Below are 16,651 nucleotides of genomic sequence, written 5' to 3'. Positions count from 1 at the left end.
AATCCTCTATTTTCGTTCACACTACTAAGTTATAGTATACTTACTAAAAGAAATCTTAATTAAAGGTAGGATTAAAATGAATAAAAAACGGAAAATTGGGATTGGCTTTAAAATTACTAGTGGTTATATTATTTTAATTTTATGTTTAGTTGTTTCTGCAGTTGTGTTAAATAATCAAATAACCAGTTTACAGCAAGAGCGCAATGCTATTATTAAGTATGATTCCTCAATGCGTGTAATGTCGAATAATTTAGAACGTAAAATTGTTAACCTGGAGTCTTCGTTACATCGTTATTTAATTACAAATAATGAAAAGTATTTAGATAAGTATAATGATGAAGTCGCTACTTGGGAAGCAAATTATGAGGAACTGAATAATCTTGTAAATAATTACTCTACAGGCGAAAACCAGCTTGCTCCTATTTATAATAGTATAAACAATTGGGTAAACAATATTGGACAGCCTTTATTAAATGCAATCATACGTGAAGACAGTGATCAGATAAATACGTTGTTCAACGGCGAACTAAGCAGTGTTGCAATAAGTGAAGTTCAGCAGAATTTTACTGCATTCCGTACTACCGAGACTGAAAATATTCAGCAACATGTATCCCTACTAAATGACCGAAATGCCGATTTAACATATGGCCTTTTTGCGATTCTGTCTTTAATTGCGATAATCACGATTGTCATCTTTACAATGATTTCCCGAAATATTGCGGGATCAATCGATGAAGTAACTGAAGCCATTGAAGATATGAACAAAACAGACGGCAAAAATCGTAAGCGTATTGTGGCGAAAACAAATGACGAAGTGCGGGATCTGGTCGATGCGACGAATATGCTCCTGGCTACAATGGAAAACCGTCAATGGTTCCAAAGAAATTTAGCTGAAATTGTGACTGCCTATCAAGGCGTACATTCGCTTGATGAGCTGGGGGAAGTATTGCTCAATTCTTTAACTACCCGAACACAGTCAGTTTATGGTGCTTTTTATATTCAGGATGTCCGCAATACTAACCAGTTCAACAAAATTGCGGCTTTTGCCGAGACAGGTGATGATGTTGGACGTCAAAGCTTTATGGTCGGACAAGGCTTCGTCGGTCAAAGTGTAAAGGAAAAACGTGTACTAAGCTATGAAAATAAAGAAAATAGCTTCCATTACCTTGAAACAGCGTTAGGAAATATACCGATTTCAAATGGAATTATTGTTCCTGTATTTTTCGGGAATGACGTTATCGCAGTATTGGAACTAGCCTCTTTAAAGAAATATAATGAGCATCACCGCGCTTTAATTAAAGAAGTTGTCGTGCATCTAGGCGTGACGATTAACAGCATAATCGGACGTATGGAAGTGATTCGCCTTTTAAATGAGTCACAGGCAATGACGGAAGAATTACAAGTTCAATCAGAAGAGCTTCAAACGCAATCAGAAGAGTTAAAAATGCAAACTGAAGAACTTACGACAATCAATGAACGACTTGAAGAACGTACGCGTGATGCAGAGACAAAAACACACGCATTAGAAAAAGCGCAGATCGAGCTGAAAGAAAGTGCTGAGCAGTTGCGCCAAAGCTCAAATTATAAATCCGAGTTTTTAGCGAATATGTCACATGAGCTGCGTACTCCACTCAATAGTATTTTAATATTATCCGAGATGCTGGCGGAAAATCATGATAACCGTTTATCCGACGATGATTTAGAGTATGCCAAAGTCATTCATGATTCCGGTGAAGATTTATTAAACCTGATTAACGACATTTTAGATTTATCTAAAGTGGAAGCAGGCAAAATGGATTTATGGTTTAGAGAAATGGATGTATATGAAATTCCGCAGCATGTCCATAATTTATTCTCACCAATTGCCAAACAAAAAGACCTTGATTTAAATGTGGATGTCGCTCAAAACATGGTAGAAATTTTCCATACTGATGTAAAACGCTTCCACCAAATTTTGAACAATTTATTATCAAATGCATTGAAGTTTACGGAGCAAGGTTCAGTTAATGTAAAAGTTGAACTCGCACAGGTAACACCTACAATGAAACAAATAAGTGATACATGGCTATCCATAAGCGTGACGGATACTGGTATTGGTATCCCTAAAGACAAGCAGCAACTTGTCTTTGAGTCATTCCAGCAAGCCGATGGAGCGACCGTTCGTAAATATGGCGGTACAGGGCTAGGATTATCAATTTGCCGTGAAGTCGTTAAGCTTTTAGGCGGATGGATTACATTACGAAGTACAGAAGGGGAAGGCAGTACATTTACAGTTTGTTTACCAAGCCTGCCGGACGGAAATATTTCAACACTTATTTCCGAACAGGAAGTTGCATTTACAGATGCGTCTCCTGCCCTTCCAGTCCCAGTAACGCCTCCAAAAACTATATTTGATGAAAAGCATATTTTAATAGTCGATGACGATTATCGAAATATTTATGCTTTGCGCCAGGCTTTGGAACAAAAAGGTGTTCACGTACTGGAAGCTACAAACGGCTTAGAGTGCTTGAATATTTTACAAACGGCTACTCGCGTTGATGCCGTGCTAATGGATATTATGATGCCTGAAATGGATGGCTACGAAACGATGCAACGTATTCGTTATGATTTGCAGTTAACAGAGCTGCCGATTATTGCATTAACAGCAAAAGCGATGAAACAGGACCGTGACCGTGCATTTGAAGTCGGAGCATCAGATTATATAAGCAAACCTTTAAATTTAGATCAACTATTTTCTGTATTAACAGTATGGTTAACAAGTAGGGAACGTTTAAAAAATGGATAAGAAAAAGTTAGAAGTTAGTTTGTTATTAGAGGCACTGTACTCATTATCGGGTTTCGATTTCCGACAATATAATCAGCAATCCATATTACGACGAATCGAACATCGGATGCGAATAAATAATATTCCAACCATATCCCGTTTAACAGAGTCAATCATTTATAATGAAGAGCTTTTAAATATGTTGCTGAATGATTTTTCAATTAATGTTACCGAGATGTTCAGAGATCCTTCTTTCTTTAGAGCACTTCGAGAAAATATCATTCCTCAATTACAAAAGCTTGAAAAAATACGTATTTGGCATGCTGGTTGTGCAACGGGTGAAGAAGTGTATTCAATGGCTATTTTACTCCAGGAAGAGGGGCTGCTTGATCGTACAGTAATGTATGCGACTGATATGAATGAAAGTGTTCTGAAAAAAGCACAGCAAGGGGCCTTCCCCCTTCAAAAAATGCAGGCTTACACGAAAAATTATATTTTATCTGGTGGAACAGAAGGTTTTTCCCAATATTATAAAACCGATAATAGCTATGCTTCGTTCCACCCGTATTTACGGGAAAATATAATGTTTGCCCAGCATAATCTAGTAACAGATCAATCATTCCAGGAATTTGATGTTATTATTTGCCGTAATGTGCTTATTTATTTCTCACCAGAGCTTCAGCATGATGTGCACCGCTTATTTTATGACAGCTTAGCACACAATGGCTTTTTAGGGTTAGGTGATAAGGAAACATTGCAATTCACACCACTGGCACCTAAATATCGTACAATTAGTGCATCAGAACGGATTTACCAAAAAAAATTATAAAAACGAAAAAAAATCAATTTTCTCACTGAGAGAAAATTGATTTTTTTGTTTAACTTTGGGTTATATAAGCTAATTTGTTACTACACCAACAGTTGACTTAGAACTACTAGAAATCTCATTACCGTTTGCCTGCAACAGTAATACACACATATCATCCGGCTGGTCTTGCTGTAATTCTCTTTCCAATAAGTAATCAATTGGCGGTACTTCTGTTGACCATGGACTACTTGCAATTTTACGCAGTTCTTGATCAGAAGCAATTTCACAATCACCCATTGCCTCTAAAACACCATCTGTATACAGTACAACTTGAATAGATGAATTAAAGTGTATAACTTTTTTCTCAATTTTAATATCTTCTACAAAGCCTACAGCATAACTTGTATGGGTGATTGGCTCAGTTTTTTCCCCATCTATGAGTGCATAGCCAGTTGGATGGCCAGCATTGACATATTCCATCGTTTTTTCTTTCGTATCGATAATAAAATACACACCTGTAAAATAGTAAAGCAAGTTTTCTTTTTCATTTTGCAACAGGGTCATATAGCGATTAAGCTCGGCGATAACAAGCTCTGGTTCGGTAAGTTTTTTAATCGCTTCCCGCAATACAGAGGAAATGTACATGCAAACTAGGGATGCAGAAACACCGTGCCCCATCATATCCAATAGCATCACTGCATATCGGTTTTCATCGAGCTTATCCCAATAATATAAGTCCCCCGCCAAATTCGAAGACGGTAAATAGGAAGCCGTAATTGCAATGTTCGACTTTTGGACTGGCGGACTCAACAAACTTTGTTGGACACGTGCTGCTAAATTAAGCTCCATCTGAATTACTTTTTCCTGATTTGTATGCCAATCAAGTTCTGACTTCAAACGTTTGCCAACACGAATACGAGCTAATAGTTCTACTCGATTAATTGGTTTTGTTATGTAATCAATACCACCAACATCTAATGCTTCAGATAATTTTACTTTATCCTCAAGCGCGGTTATAAAAATAACCTGTATATCTTTCCATTGCGGATTTTGTTTTAAAATACGACATGCTTCAATGCCATCCATTTCCGGCATCATGACATCCAATAAAATGACGTTGATTTCGTTACATTTAGGTGCATTGGATGGATCTAAGTAGTCAAACATTTCTTTTGCAGAATGTACTGAGACATATTTTTCATAACCATCGCTTTTCAGAATCTTTTCAATAACGAACTGATTTACTCGATTATCATCTACAATAAGAATAGTCATTCCAACACCTTCTCTCTGTTTATACTTCCTTTACACTCTATAATTATACCGAAGTATACAATTAAAGAAAAATTTACACGCTTATTTAGCATACTTTTATAATAGGAAGTTAATAGCAATCTCTTCTTACCACACTAACTTAATTAATACTTCATTTCAATGAATTCACCTTGCTGTTTCGTACATATCTATTGCATTATGAGCAAGGCACATATTATGATGGGCATACTATTTAAAGAAAAGGATACGATTTTAATGAAAGAAATTTTACTTATACTGTTACTGCAACTGCTCTATGTTCCTTTATTTACACTGCGCACAATTTTTCTGGTGAAAAATATTACAATGCTCGCATCACTTATCGGTATTGTTGAAATGCTTATTTACGTATTCGGTCTTTCACTTGTCTTCAGTGGTGATCAGGGCTTCCTTGCAATGCTCGTTTATGCGGTCGGATTTGGTCTTGGGATTATTATCGGAACGCGCATTGAGCAAAAGCTTGCGATTGGCTATATATACGTAACGATTAATACGCAAAATCGTAACGAAGATCTTATTAAACTAATTCGTGACGAAGGGTTTGCGTTGACGACCTATGTCGGTGAGGGTCGCGACAGCCAACGTTATAAATATGAAATTTTAACGAAACGAAATCGCGAAAAAGAACTGTTTATGCTCGTACAGCATCATGAACCATCGGCATTTATTATTTCCTATGAGCCAAAATCATTTAAAGGTGGCTTTTTAGTAAAGCGCATGAAGCAACATAAAAAGCATAAATAGTAGCCCAAAAACGACCGATATTAGATGGAGTTTCCATCTTTATCGGCCGTTTTTATTTTTGTTTACTTCGTAATTGTAGTTTGTGACTTCACTTTATTTAGCTCTTGCCCAAGGTACTTTGCAAGCTGCAGCATTGCATATTTACCCTCTTTTGCTTCAGCATCTGAATTATAGTTTGTATTCGTATTTACATCATATGTGAAGATTTCTCCATTTGCATTACGGATAAATTCAATACCAGCTACGTCAATTCCACTATTTTTAAGGAATGCTGCATAATTTTCAAGTAGCTTAGTTTCATTATTTTCAACAATTTCAAACTTCGCACGTTGCTCTTTAGGCTCCTCGCCTACCGGGCAAAAAAGGTCGCCGATTTGACAAGCATCAGCTGGACAAAGCTCAAACCCTTCAGACGTATCAACCTGTACAGAATAGAAGTATTGTCCTCCAATAAATTCAACACGTGTAATATAGGACTCCGGTGATTCGATGTATTCCTGAATCAGAACAATTCCATCAACTGGCTCCTCATAATCCGGCTTTGCTAAATGCTCTTCCAATGCTGCGATTGAGTAAAATAGCTGTACCCCCAACCCTTTTCCTGCACGGTTATGCTTCGTAATAAAGGGGACGATATTTAGCGCTTTCGCTGCTTCAATAATTTGCTCTTTTCCAACTGCCGCAATCGTTTTAGGGGTTTTTACCCCATGCTTTTCTAGTGCTGTATATTGCTTTACTTTACTTAACTCCAATCGAAGCGCATTACTGCCGTTTAAAACCGTTCTTCCATGGAACTCCAGCCAATCTAATACTGCACCTGTCAGTTCTGGTGCATAACGGTGATCACGTGTATGAGATGACGCGCTCATTCGATTGTAAAACACACCTTCTGGAGGTGCCTCTGATAGGTTAACAATCCCCTCATCTAAATGCCACGTTTCATATGGTAAATTTAATTCTTCCAGTCGCGTAACTAAATGACGTGTCCAATCATCATTTTCATGGATAACATAAATCTTTGCCATCTTTCATTCCTCCGATTTTTAAATCTATTTTTTTGACGATTCTATTAATATCATACATTATTCAGATAAAAAAAGTATGAATTATCACTCGGATTCAAAATCATTCAAAAAGTCTTGGATGCAGGCATTAAAATAAAGCAGTTCAACTTTACTTATCGTAAAATTTGAACTGCTTCTAATCGTATTTCTATTATTTCACATATTCCGCAACTTTATTTCGTCCTGCCTGTTTTGCTCCTATATAAAGGGCACGATCAGCATTTCTCAATAGCCCTATCATTTCGTCCGTATCTTCCGGAACATTTGATACGCCAATACTTACTGTAATATGGATTTTCTCTTCCTGATGTGTTTCAGTCAAATCAGATTCAATTAAAAACGGTTTAATTTCGATTTTTTGGCGTATTTTTTCACCCAACTCGGCTGCTTCGGATTTATTCATATGAGGAATGAGCATTACAAACTCTTCACCACCATACCGCGCTAAGATTGCCCCTTCAGGAACAAAGCTTTCCAATATTTTCGCAAATTCCTTTAGGACAATATTTCCTGCATGATGGCCGTACGTATCATTGATTCTTTTGAAATGGTCAATATCCATCATTAATAAGGAAAACTGCAAATGCGGATTAGCTAAAATACGATCCTGCTCTACAGCCAACATCCTATCAACATAGCGATAATTATAAAGACCCGTCAATGCACATGTCTCACTACGCTCTACAGCTGCACTTATATACTTTGCCTTTTCCAGCGAGACAGCAAAATACGTCGATAACAAATGAACGATATCCATTTGATACTTTTCAAATGCGTTTTTCTTACGTGCTGTTAAAAGGACTACCCCTTCAGTACGCTGATTTCGATGAATTGGAACAATCATAATACTGTTCATATCATATGTTAAAAAATCAGGTGCCTTGTTCATCCACTCTTTTGTATTGCCATATACACCTTTTTCTTCGGATTGAAAGTACTCACTAATAAATGAGTTCTGTATCGAATCCGAATCTGTATGGACTTCCCTATCTTGTCTATCAATTCTTGCACGGAGAATTACATATTTCCCATTAATATGATCGACAATATAGATTGCATCATGCGGGAAAAGCTGGCTCACCCTATGAATAAATAAATCCACAATTTGCTGGGCACTTAATCGGTCAGCAAGCTCATGACCAAATGCACTCGCTTTACTAAGGGAATAATTCACCCGTTCTGAAATATTGTACATCTTAACGACAAATGTAATGACAAAGAAAGGAACCCCTAACAGGAAAATTGCAGGTATGCCTAATTCATTAATCATAATTACTAATGTTATGGAAAACGGTAATGTAATAAGAATACTGCTGTAATCCCACATTGTATGCTCACTAAATAACTTTTCCTTAATTCCTATTAATCGATCACGTAAAAATAAGATTAAGTGATTTGCAAACAAATGGATAAGTGCAAATAGTGACCCATACAGTAGCAAATGCCCTAAATTTGAGTTTCCTATTTCAAAGCCCAGTAAATGGACAACTCCGGCAGCTAAAAACGATGATATTACAAACATCCAAGAAATGAACAAAACACGAGTAACCATATCTGGACGATTTCTCATTTGATAAATAATCGGTATAAGACTAAATTGAACAATAATCATTTCTGCACCGATACCATATAGAAGAAAGGCAGTTAACGTCACCCATTGCGATAGGACAATTGTCGTATCGCCTACTTGAAATGGAATCGCTGTAGTAATAATGCCAAATATCAGTAAATACACAAAAATTTCCAGGTCAATTGGTTGACTAGGAAAGTAAAAATATAAAGCGCCCATGATAGGCACCCCTGTAATAACCCAAAGCAATAATGTATTGCGTTTCGTTTGATAAGTAAATTCCATCTTCCTCTAAGTCAACTCCTTTTTACTGAAATGTCTGATAATAATAGTATACAACGTTTTTTTAATTATGTATCATGCTTTAGTTCCCAATTAAATATTTCCTTTTCCCTACATTTCAAAAACTAAACAGGTAAAAAGTACCTATTTTGTTATTTTTGGGCTGTATACTTAATTAGTTTGCCAACAAACTCACTGATAAAACCGCGCATTAATCACCAAATTTAAAGTGAATAGTACGCGGCGTTGTGCAGTTCTGTTTATTTTTTTCTTTTTTCTCATTTTCATCAATATGTTTCATGATGTGCTTATAACGGCTTACCTCTCGCTTCGAAATACGAAGGGTCTCGTTTTTATAGTTATCTAAATAAACTATCTATTAAAAAATCTAATAAATAGTATTAAACTCCTAACACTTCAACCGAAGATATATATGTATTTATTACTATAAAAATATGGGGGACAATAAAAATATGACAATCGGAAAAAAATTATTTACAATCTTTAGTATCATTATTTTGATACTAGTAGTACTCTCCACTTTTTCTATCGGTAAAATGACAGAAATAGATGAAGACTATTCTTTTGTAATAGAAGATCGAGTTTACAGAGTAATGGAGTTATCGACAATTCAAAATGCTACATCTTTGCAGGGACTATATATAAATGCTTATATTTTACGCAAGGATGCATCCGTTTTAGAAAATCTGAATTCCCAAATAGAAATAATAAACGAAAAAATCAGTGACCTTGAAGCTCTGTCTAACACGGCTGATGTACAAGAAAAATTAGCTAAATTAAAAGAGCAACAAGCTTTATATGATGAATATGTATATGAAGTAATTCGTTATGTGGACAACAACGACCTGGATAAAGCTTATAACATGTTATTTGAGTTCGCCGTACCAACAAACGTTGAAATTCAGGAAACGATCGATGAATTTGTTGCTAGTCAAAAGGCACTAATGGATACTACAAATACTAAAACAACTGAAACTGCAAAGATGAGTAAAACTGTAGTAATCACTCTGTCAGTTATCGGTAATTTGATTGCCATTACTTTAGCAATTTTTATTACACTAAGTATTACACGTCCATTACGCAAGTTGACAGACGCTGCAAATGTAATTGCAAGCGGAGATTTACGCGAGCAAGATATTAAAGTCAACACAAAGGATGAAATAAACCAACTTGCTGCTGCCTTTAATACGATGAAAGCCAACCTGTCTAACTTAATCAGCAACGTTTCACTAAATGTATCAAGTGCAACCGCGGCCACAGAACAACTTGCAAGCAGTACCGATGAGGTGACAACCGCTTCAAATGATATTGCAAAACGTGTGGAAGCAGTCGCTTTAGGCAGTGCACAAGCTGCAGCTATTGGAAATGACTGTGCTGTTGCAATGGATGAAACGGCACAAGGAGTAAGTCGAATCGCCGAGGCCGCTCAATTACTAAATTCTCAGGCGATAGATATGCAAACTATTGCAGGAGAAGGCGGGCAAACATTGCAAACAGCAGAACAGCAAATGTCTGTTATTCAGCAGTCGTCCCATGATACAAAAGAAAAAATTAAACAGCTTAGTAAACAGTCTGCCGAAATCGAAAACATTACAAAAGTTATTACCGATATTACAGACCAGACGAATTTGCTCGCTTTAAATGCTGCCATTGAAGCTGCGCGTGCAGGTGAACACGGTAAAGGATTTGCGGTTGTTGCTGATGAAGTACGTAAATTAGCAGAGCAATCGAAAAACTCTGCTGCACAAATTGCCGGCTTAACAACTGCGATTCAAAAAGATACAAAAGAAGTAGAAGAAAGCGTAAGCACAACGGCACAAAATGTCGATCAAGGTGTAAGCTATTTAAAAAATGCGCAAGTATCGTTCAATAATATTGTCGGTGCTATCACAGAAATGACTGCCCAAATCCAGGAAGTATCTGCTACCTCCGAGGAAATTTCTGCAAGTACCGAGGAAGTTGCCGCATCTGTTGCCGAAATGGCCCATGCCTCTAACAATGCTGCAGATGAAATAAGTGTTGTTACCGCTTCGGTGGAAGAACAGACTGCTACCATGCAGGAAATTAACGATGTAGCGAAATCAGTAAGTGAAGGCGCTCTAGAAATACAAGAGCAAGTAAACCAATTTAAAATTTAATAGTATAATCAAAAACGCAAAAGCATTTATAAGCTTTTGCGTTTTTTGATTATTGTTTTTTGCCAGCTGACTTCGTAATTTCCAGCCAAATTTCTAGCATTATACGATTAAAATATGATTCAATAAAAGAACAAACGTTTCATTTGGGAGGGGAAGATTATGAAAATTGAACGAGTGCACATAAGAATTTTTATTACTTGCTCGATTGTAAGCTTCGCCAAGCAGGAAGCATTAGTTGCCAGCTATCCAAAAGAGGCTATTGATGAATTAGAAAAGCACGGCTATATTGCTCGCTCTTTGTATGGTCATTATTACAATACGAAGCTTGCTGCCCAATATTTAAGAACCTTTATGACGAGTTACAGTCCACGCTTGAAGGTAGCGGACATGGTGCATATGTTGGAGCAAGCGACTGAGTATGTCGTAGTAGATATTGAAACAACCGGTGGCTCTGCTGCGCGGGGGGATAAAATTGTAGAAATTGCTGCATTAAAAGTACGTAACGGGGAAACAATTGACCTTTTTCACCGCTTTGTGAATCCTGAAAAGCCGATCAAAAATTCGCATATTCACGGAATAACAAATGAACGTGTGAAAAATGAACAAACAATCACTCCTGTTATTCACAGCTTTAAGAATTTTTTAGGCGATTTGCCGATTGTTAGCCATCATATTGGTTTTGATTGGTATAGCTTTTTGGCGCTTGAGCTATTTCGAAATGGCATACGCCCTATAAATAAAGCTGCATGCACAGTGTTGCTGGCACGCAAATATTTAAACAGTCCTAAAAATAACTTAAATGTAATAGCCGACACATACAATATTCCACTCCTGAAGCATCATACTGCAGACGCCGATGCCATTTGTGCAAATGAAATTTTGCAGCTTATTATGAAAAAAGCGAATTAACTTTCGGAACTTTTGCTCTGTTCCATTTGTTAATTCGCTTTTATTTTATATAGTTTCTACTTCTGCCTCTTCAAACATCGTGCTTTTAATATGGTTCGCTGAAATATAGCCAAATACCGTTGTTGGTCCGAGTGTTGAGCCTGGACCTGGATACACTTTGCCCATAACGGATGCCGAGCAGTTGCCTGTCGCGTACAATCCCGTAATCGGTTTCCCGTCACGTAAAGCCTGACCATGCTCGTCTGCCACGATGCCACCTTTTGTCCCAAGATCACCCGGGTATACTTTCACTGCATAGAAAGGTGGCTTATTAATATGTCCGAGGTTCGGATTGGTATATGCAGGGTCCCCGTAATAATTATCGTACGCTGAATCGCCACGCTTATAGTCCTCATCCTTACCATTGTCGACAAATGTGTTGAAACGGTCGATCGTTTTTCGTAGCCCTTCCACATCAATACCACAAATTTTTGCCAAATCCTCAATGGAATCCGCACGCTTTAGCCATCCTGAATTCAATAATTTTTTCGGTACCATGCGCGGCATCATCGAACCGAATAAATAACGGTTTCGATGGCGGCTTTCCATAATCATCCATGAAGGAATCGCCTTCTTTGCCTTTTCCTGCTGATCGAGCATCGCACGTCCTGCATCGACATACGATTCCGCCTCGTTGAAATATCGATTGCCCTCCTGATCGACGATAATCGTATGTGGCAACGAACGTTCATATACTAAAAAGCTCGGTGAACCGTCATCATTGATGGCAGTCGGTCCCCACCATGCCTCGTCTAAAAGTGCTGTATCTAAATTGTGCTTTTGCGCAATGAGGAGCATGTCGCCTTGATTTCCAATACTTGCCGAAGACCATTCGGAGCCGATATTATGATATTTACGCCGTAATTCTTCATTACGCTCAAAGCCGCCACCTGCTAATATGACTGCCTTTGTTTCAATGAAATGTGGTACATCATCTTGTTCTATTTCGACTCCTATAATTTCGTCATTTTCGATAATTAAATCCTTTAATGGAGCTGACAGTCGAATCGTTACACCTTGCAGCAATGCCATTTTAATGAGACGTGATACGAGCCCTTGTCCGATTGATGTTGCGTGTTTACCTTGTAATTTATATTTTATGCCGCTAAATAGCATCCCTGATACATTTGTGAAATCCTTCATACTCGTAAAAGTCCGCGGCACTGAATAAACACGGCCTGAGTATAGTGGGAAGGGCATTTCCATTAATCCTTTTCTTAGTAGTGATTCATATTCCCCTAATTCTCTTAAGTCGAAAACATCCCCTTCAATTGAGCGACCTATTTTACCGCCAGGACGTTCTGGATAATAGTCTGGGTAGAGTGGTGCAGCAATCCACTGCATTCCTAATTTCTCCAAGAAACTGACCATTTTGGAGCCGTTTTTGATGTAGGCAACTTTCCGTTCGTGTGTTGAGGCGGGTCCCTTATCCTCAATCACGTCTTCCATATACGTTAAAGCCTCTTCCTCACTATCCTGTAAGCCAGCCTTTTTTGATACATGGTTGTTCGGAATCCACAGTCCCCCTCCTGATAAGGCAGATGAACCTCCGAATACATCCGATTTCTCTACTAGCAATACTTTCTGACCATTATAGGCAGCCGTTATTGCTGCGACCAACCCTCCTGCTCCACTCCCTACAACTACAACATCCCACTTTTCTTGCCATTCCATAAATCCCCTCCATTATTTTGTAGTGTTCGTTACGGTATTTGAATGTTTATTCTAATTTATTCTTGGGATTTCTATAAAAGTAGCGATTTACTTAAATTATTTAGCTTGTTATGAGGATGATTTTATTAGAACAGTTATGGGGGATATTAGAAGATTCCGATGTGATATTAGAACATTCGGGTAGGTTATTTGAACATTTTCAGGGCTTATTAGAAGATCCAGTCACTATATTAGAAATTCTTGCTACATACGGAAAAAGACTGTACGGTATCATAACCATACAGTCTCATTTCCTTTATTTCATATACTTTTCAACTAATTCATAACTTCTTTCTTTAGTTAACTGTGCTTGTACGCTAGCATATTCTAAATTTTTCATTGAACCGCCTTCAAACTTTGATGCTGCTTCTGCTGCTTTCTCATCACGATGCGTTAACCAGTTTTTCTGTTCTTCTCTTAGTTTGTTCATGTCGTTCGGTGAAAGTTGTTGTGTTTCTAGTTCTTTATAGATTTCATTCATTAGGTTATCCCATCGCTCGAATACTTCTACCTGGGCTTCTGTTAATTCAATTTGAGTACCATTTTCAAATACTGGGTCCAATTCTTTTATCCCATTTTCTACTTCTGCTATTTTAGCTAAATACTTTTCCTTTGAGTTAGCGGAATTTTGTTCATTGTTCTCTTTAATACTATTATTAATTTCCACTTCGGCTTCTACAATCATTTTTTCTAACTCCGCTTTCAAACTGCTTTCCAATGAGGGATTTTCAAGCATTGGATGCGCCTTTTCCAAAACACCATCCCAATCTGCATTGTCTCTCGCATCCTTTACTTCTTTAAATTCCTGAAGCTGTGCATACAGAGTCTTTGTATCTTCATCGTCTGGACTACCATCTGGATTTTCCTCTATTAAAGTTAACGCTTTTTCATACTCTTTATTTTCCATTGCTTCTATTACACGGTCTTTTAACGGCTCTTCTGTTTCATTACTGCAGCCTACTAAAAGGAGACAAGCAGCTAAAATGCTTAATGTCGTTTTTCTCATCCTGTTTCCTTCTCTCTTTTTTAGTTGATCTTTGAAGGTGATATCGGTAAAGCATTATTTCCATAACCACCTTAAATTGGAACCATTATATCATAGAACCGATTTTTCTTTAAAAGCCGAAGCGTCAACTAAGGCTAATATGATTAGCCACATGCAAATTAAACTCCACTTTAAGATACAGTATTTTTAATTTATATAATAATAAGAAAAGTCTAAAGGACCAGATCACTTGGTCTTATTGAATCAAATTGTCCATCGTTTATTGACTATAAATATTTAAAAGCGTAGCATATCTCTTACAATGATATTGATAATGATTATCAATATCATTGTTATTTATTCACTAACATCAATTGTATCAAGGAGGTTTCTTAAATGTTGGATGGCTTTACACCATGGCCGGATGACAGAGCTGCCTTTTATCGTCAGGCGGGCTGTTGGGAAGGTTTAACGATTGGTCAAATGCTTGATGATAGAGCTCGTCAGTTTGCTGAAAATGTGGCAGTCATTGATCATGAGCGCACACTTACATATTCGCAGCTAAATGAACGAGTAAATCAATTAGCTAATGGGCTTCTGTTACTAGGAATTCAAAAAGAGGATCGGGTCGTTGTACAGCTCCCAAATGTCGCCGGCTATGTCGAAATCGTATTTGCCTTATTTAAAATTGGCGCATTGCCTGTTTTTTCACTGCCTTCTCACCGTTATAATGAAATCCGCTATTTTTGCGAATTTACTGAAGCAAAGGCCTATATCGTCATGGATTCTTTTGGTGGATTTGATTACCGTAGTCTCGCAAGACAAGTACAGCAGGAGGTTTCTTCGTTAGAGCACATTATTGTTCTTGGTGACGCACAGGAATTTACTCCTTTTGATTCGCTATTTACTACACAGTCAATTGATTTTCCGACAGTGAAAGGAAATGAAGTAGCTTTCTTGCAGCTGTCAGGAGGAAGCACTGGTATTTCCAAACTTATTCCGCGTACACATGATGAATATATGTACACGGTTAAATTAAGCGTGGAGCATTGCCATGTGACGGAAGATACTGTGCTTTTGGTCGTTTTGCCAGTTTCTCATAACTATCCGATGAGTTCCCCAGGTATTTTGGGCGTACTGTATGCAGGTGGAAAGATCGTATTAAGTTCTTCTCCAAGTCCAGATGTGGCTTTCCCGCTTATTGAAATGCACCGCGTGACAATGGTTCAGCTTGTCCCTTCCCTTGCCCTTCATTGGCTGGATATTAAGCCGAACCACAAAGAGGATCTGTCTAGCTTGGAAGTAATGCTTGTTGGAGGCTCCAAGTTCAGCGCTGAAGCTGCCAAACGAGTTCGACCGGTATTTGATTGCCAGCTACAACAAGTGTTCGGCATGGCTGAAGGCTTAGTAAACTACACAAGATTGGACGACCCGGATGAAATCGTTATCCATACACAAGGTCGACCAATGTCACCGTATGATGAAGTGAAAGTCGTTGACGATGATGATCAAGAATTACCGATTGGAGAAGCAGGACATCTGTTGACACGTGGTCCCTACACTATTCAGGGATACTATAAAGCCCCTGAACATAATGAAAAAGCCTTCACAAAAGATGGTTTTTACCGGACTGGCGATATTGTACGTCAAACTGAAGATGGTTATCTCATTGTGGAGGGTCGTGCTAAGGATCAAATTAACCGGGGTGGTGAAAAAATAGCGGCAGAGGAAGTTGAAAATATGCTGCTTGCCCATCCCGCTGTACATGACGCAGCAATCGTTGCTATGCCTGATTACTATATGGGTGAAAAAAGTTGTGCCTTTATTATTTTAAGAAATTCTGATGTGACGAAGCGCCAATTGAAATCTTTCCTGCGGGAACGAGGTTTGGCAACGTACAAAATTCCGGATGAAATACTATTTGTGGAGAGCTTTCCGTTGACCCATCTTGGTAAAGTTTCTAAAAAAGATTTGCGCCTTTCCTTTGAACAACAGTTACACACTTAAAATACTGAATATTAAGAAAAGAAGGTTGATATTATGGCAATTCAAACTGATTTTACAATTGAACAGCTCCGCGCTTTTGTCGCATCGTATGTGACAGAGCCTATAGATACTATTTCAGATGAGGATTATTTACTGGATGTCGGCATCGACTCCATTACGATGATGACAATCGTTGAGGAGCTGCGCCAAAAAGGGTTTCCCCTTACATTTATCCAGCTCGCTGACAATCCAACAATCAAGGCCTGGCATGCTCTAATTAAAGAATACGCAGCTGATTACGGAGGATGAAAGAA

Annotated in this window: 12 protein-coding genes; 7 read left to right on the top strand and 5 right to left on the bottom strand. The window is 37.9% G+C overall.

The annotated features are described in order from the left end of the window. Positions 1-76: 76 nt before the first annotated feature. On the top strand, positions 77-2,785 hold the full coding sequence (locus tag H9632_RS08930; protein WP_191703767.1) for an ATP-binding protein: 2,709 nt from the start codon (positions 77-79) through the stop codon (positions 2,783-2,785). Further along, on the top strand, positions 2,778-3,593 hold the full coding sequence (locus H9632_RS08925) for a CheR family methyltransferase (RefSeq protein ID WP_191703766.1): 816 nt from the start codon (positions 2,778-2,780) through the stop codon (positions 3,591-3,593). The genes H9632_RS08930 and H9632_RS08925 overlap by 8 nt, the downstream gene beginning before the upstream one ends. A gap of 69 nt (positions 3,594-3,662) precedes the next feature. Here the strand turns inward: H9632_RS08925 and H9632_RS08920 are convergent, their stop codons facing one another. After that, positions 3,663-4,847, bottom strand: coding sequence for a SpoIIE family protein phosphatase (locus H9632_RS08920; RefSeq protein WP_191703765.1), 1,185 nt, complete (start codon positions 4,845-4,847; stop codon positions 3,663-3,665). 255 nt (positions 4,848-5,102) lie between these two features. Here H9632_RS08920 and H9632_RS08915 point away from each other — a divergent pair, with 255 nt between their 5' ends. Further along, positions 5,103-5,630, top strand: coding sequence for a DUF2179 domain-containing protein (locus tag H9632_RS08915; RefSeq protein WP_191703764.1), 528 nt, complete (start codon positions 5,103-5,105; stop codon positions 5,628-5,630). A gap of 62 nt (positions 5,631-5,692) precedes the next feature. Here H9632_RS08915 and H9632_RS08910 read toward each other — a convergent pair whose 3' ends face one another. Both H9632_RS08910 and H9632_RS08905 read right to left on the bottom strand, forming a co-directional pair. Then, positions 5,693-6,655, bottom strand: a complete 963-nt coding sequence (locus H9632_RS08910) for an ATP-grasp domain-containing protein (protein WP_191703763.1) — start codon at positions 6,653-6,655, stop codon at positions 5,693-5,695. Between the two features lie 190 nt (positions 6,656-6,845). Continuing rightward, positions 6,846-8,549, bottom strand: coding sequence for a sensor domain-containing diguanylate cyclase (locus H9632_RS08905; protein WP_191703762.1), 1,704 nt, complete (start codon positions 8,547-8,549; stop codon positions 6,846-6,848). 470 nt (positions 8,550-9,019) lie between these two features. Here H9632_RS08905 and H9632_RS08900 point away from each other — a divergent pair, with 470 nt between their 5' ends. Both H9632_RS08900 and H9632_RS08895 read left to right on the top strand, forming a co-directional pair. Continuing rightward, positions 9,020-10,705: a methyl-accepting chemotaxis protein gene (locus tag H9632_RS08900; protein WP_191703761.1), complete on the top strand. Its 1,686-nt coding sequence runs from the start codon at positions 9,020-9,022 to the stop codon at positions 10,703-10,705. 159 nt (positions 10,706-10,864) lie between these two features. Further along, on the top strand, positions 10,865-11,614 hold the full coding sequence (locus H9632_RS08895; RefSeq protein WP_191703760.1) for a 3'-5' exonuclease: 750 nt from the start codon (positions 10,865-10,867) through the stop codon (positions 11,612-11,614). Between the two features lie 45 nt (positions 11,615-11,659). On the opposite strand, the gene H9632_RS08890 is transcribed toward H9632_RS08895, so the two are convergent. Continuing rightward, positions 11,660-13,327 (bottom strand): FAD-dependent oxidoreductase, encoded by a 1,668-nt coding sequence (locus H9632_RS08890; protein ID WP_191703759.1) that lies wholly within the window; start codon positions 13,325-13,327, stop codon positions 11,660-11,662. A gap of 295 nt (positions 13,328-13,622) precedes the next feature. Continuing rightward, positions 13,623-14,372 carry a lysozyme inhibitor LprI family protein gene (locus tag H9632_RS08885; RefSeq protein WP_191703758.1) on the bottom strand — a complete coding sequence of 250 codons (750 nt, stop codon included), beginning with the start codon at positions 14,370-14,372 and terminating at the stop codon, positions 13,623-13,625. A gap of 375 nt (positions 14,373-14,747) precedes the next feature. On the opposite strand from H9632_RS08885, the gene H9632_RS08880 reads away from it, so the two are divergent. Beyond that, positions 14,748-16,358: a (2,3-dihydroxybenzoyl)adenylate synthase gene (locus tag H9632_RS08880; protein WP_191703757.1), complete on the top strand. Its 1,611-nt coding sequence runs from the start codon at positions 14,748-14,750 to the stop codon at positions 16,356-16,358. 33 nt (positions 16,359-16,391) lie between these two features. Then, entirely contained in the window at positions 16,392-16,646 is a 255-nt protein-coding gene (locus H9632_RS08875) for a phosphopantetheine-binding protein (RefSeq protein WP_191703756.1), read from the top strand. The last annotated feature ends 5 nt before the right edge of the window (positions 16,647-16,651 follow it).

This window comes from Solibacillus merdavium, assembly GCF_014836935.1.
Taxonomy (GTDB): domain Bacteria; phylum Bacillota; class Bacilli; order Bacillales_A; family Planococcaceae; genus Solibacillus; species Solibacillus ferritrahens.
This window is presented reverse-complemented; position numbering and strand designations above follow the sequence as displayed.

Excerpts from the sequence above, each read along its gene's own strand:
- H9632_RS08930 (WP_191703767.1), top strand. The coding sequence starts at position 77 with ATGAATAAAAAACGGAAAATTGGGATTGGCTTTAAAATTACTAGTGGT.
- H9632_RS08925 (WP_191703766.1), top strand. The coding sequence starts at position 2,778 with ATGGATAAGAAAAAGTTAGAAGTTAGTTTGTTATTAGAGGCACTGTAC.
- H9632_RS08920 (WP_191703765.1), bottom strand. The coding sequence starts at position 4,847 with ATGACTATTCTTATTGTAGATGATAATCGAGTAAATCAGTTCGTTATT.
- H9632_RS08915 (WP_191703764.1), top strand. The coding sequence starts at position 5,103 with ATGAAAGAAATTTTACTTATACTGTTACTGCAACTGCTCTATGTTCCT.
- H9632_RS08910 (WP_191703763.1), bottom strand. The coding sequence starts at position 6,655 with ATGGCAAAGATTTATGTTATCCATGAAAATGATGATTGGACACGTCAT.
- H9632_RS08905 (WP_191703762.1), bottom strand. The coding sequence starts at position 8,549 with ATGGAATTTACTTATCAAACGAAACGCAATACATTATTGCTTTGGGTT.
- H9632_RS08900 (WP_191703761.1), top strand. The coding sequence starts at position 9,020 with ATGACAATCGGAAAAAAATTATTTACAATCTTTAGTATCATTATTTTG.
- H9632_RS08895 (WP_191703760.1), top strand. The coding sequence starts at position 10,865 with ATGAAAATTGAACGAGTGCACATAAGAATTTTTATTACTTGCTCGATT.
- H9632_RS08890 (WP_191703759.1), bottom strand. The coding sequence starts at position 13,327 with ATGGAATGGCAAGAAAAGTGGGATGTTGTAGTTGTAGGGAGTGGAGCA.
- H9632_RS08885 (WP_191703758.1), bottom strand. The coding sequence starts at position 14,372 with ATGAGAAAAACGACATTAAGCATTTTAGCTGCTTGTCTCCTTTTAGTA.
- H9632_RS08880 (WP_191703757.1), top strand. The coding sequence starts at position 14,748 with ATGTTGGATGGCTTTACACCATGGCCGGATGACAGAGCTGCCTTTTAT.
- H9632_RS08875 (WP_191703756.1), top strand. The coding sequence starts at position 16,392 with ATGGCAATTCAAACTGATTTTACAATTGAACAGCTCCGCGCTTTTGTC.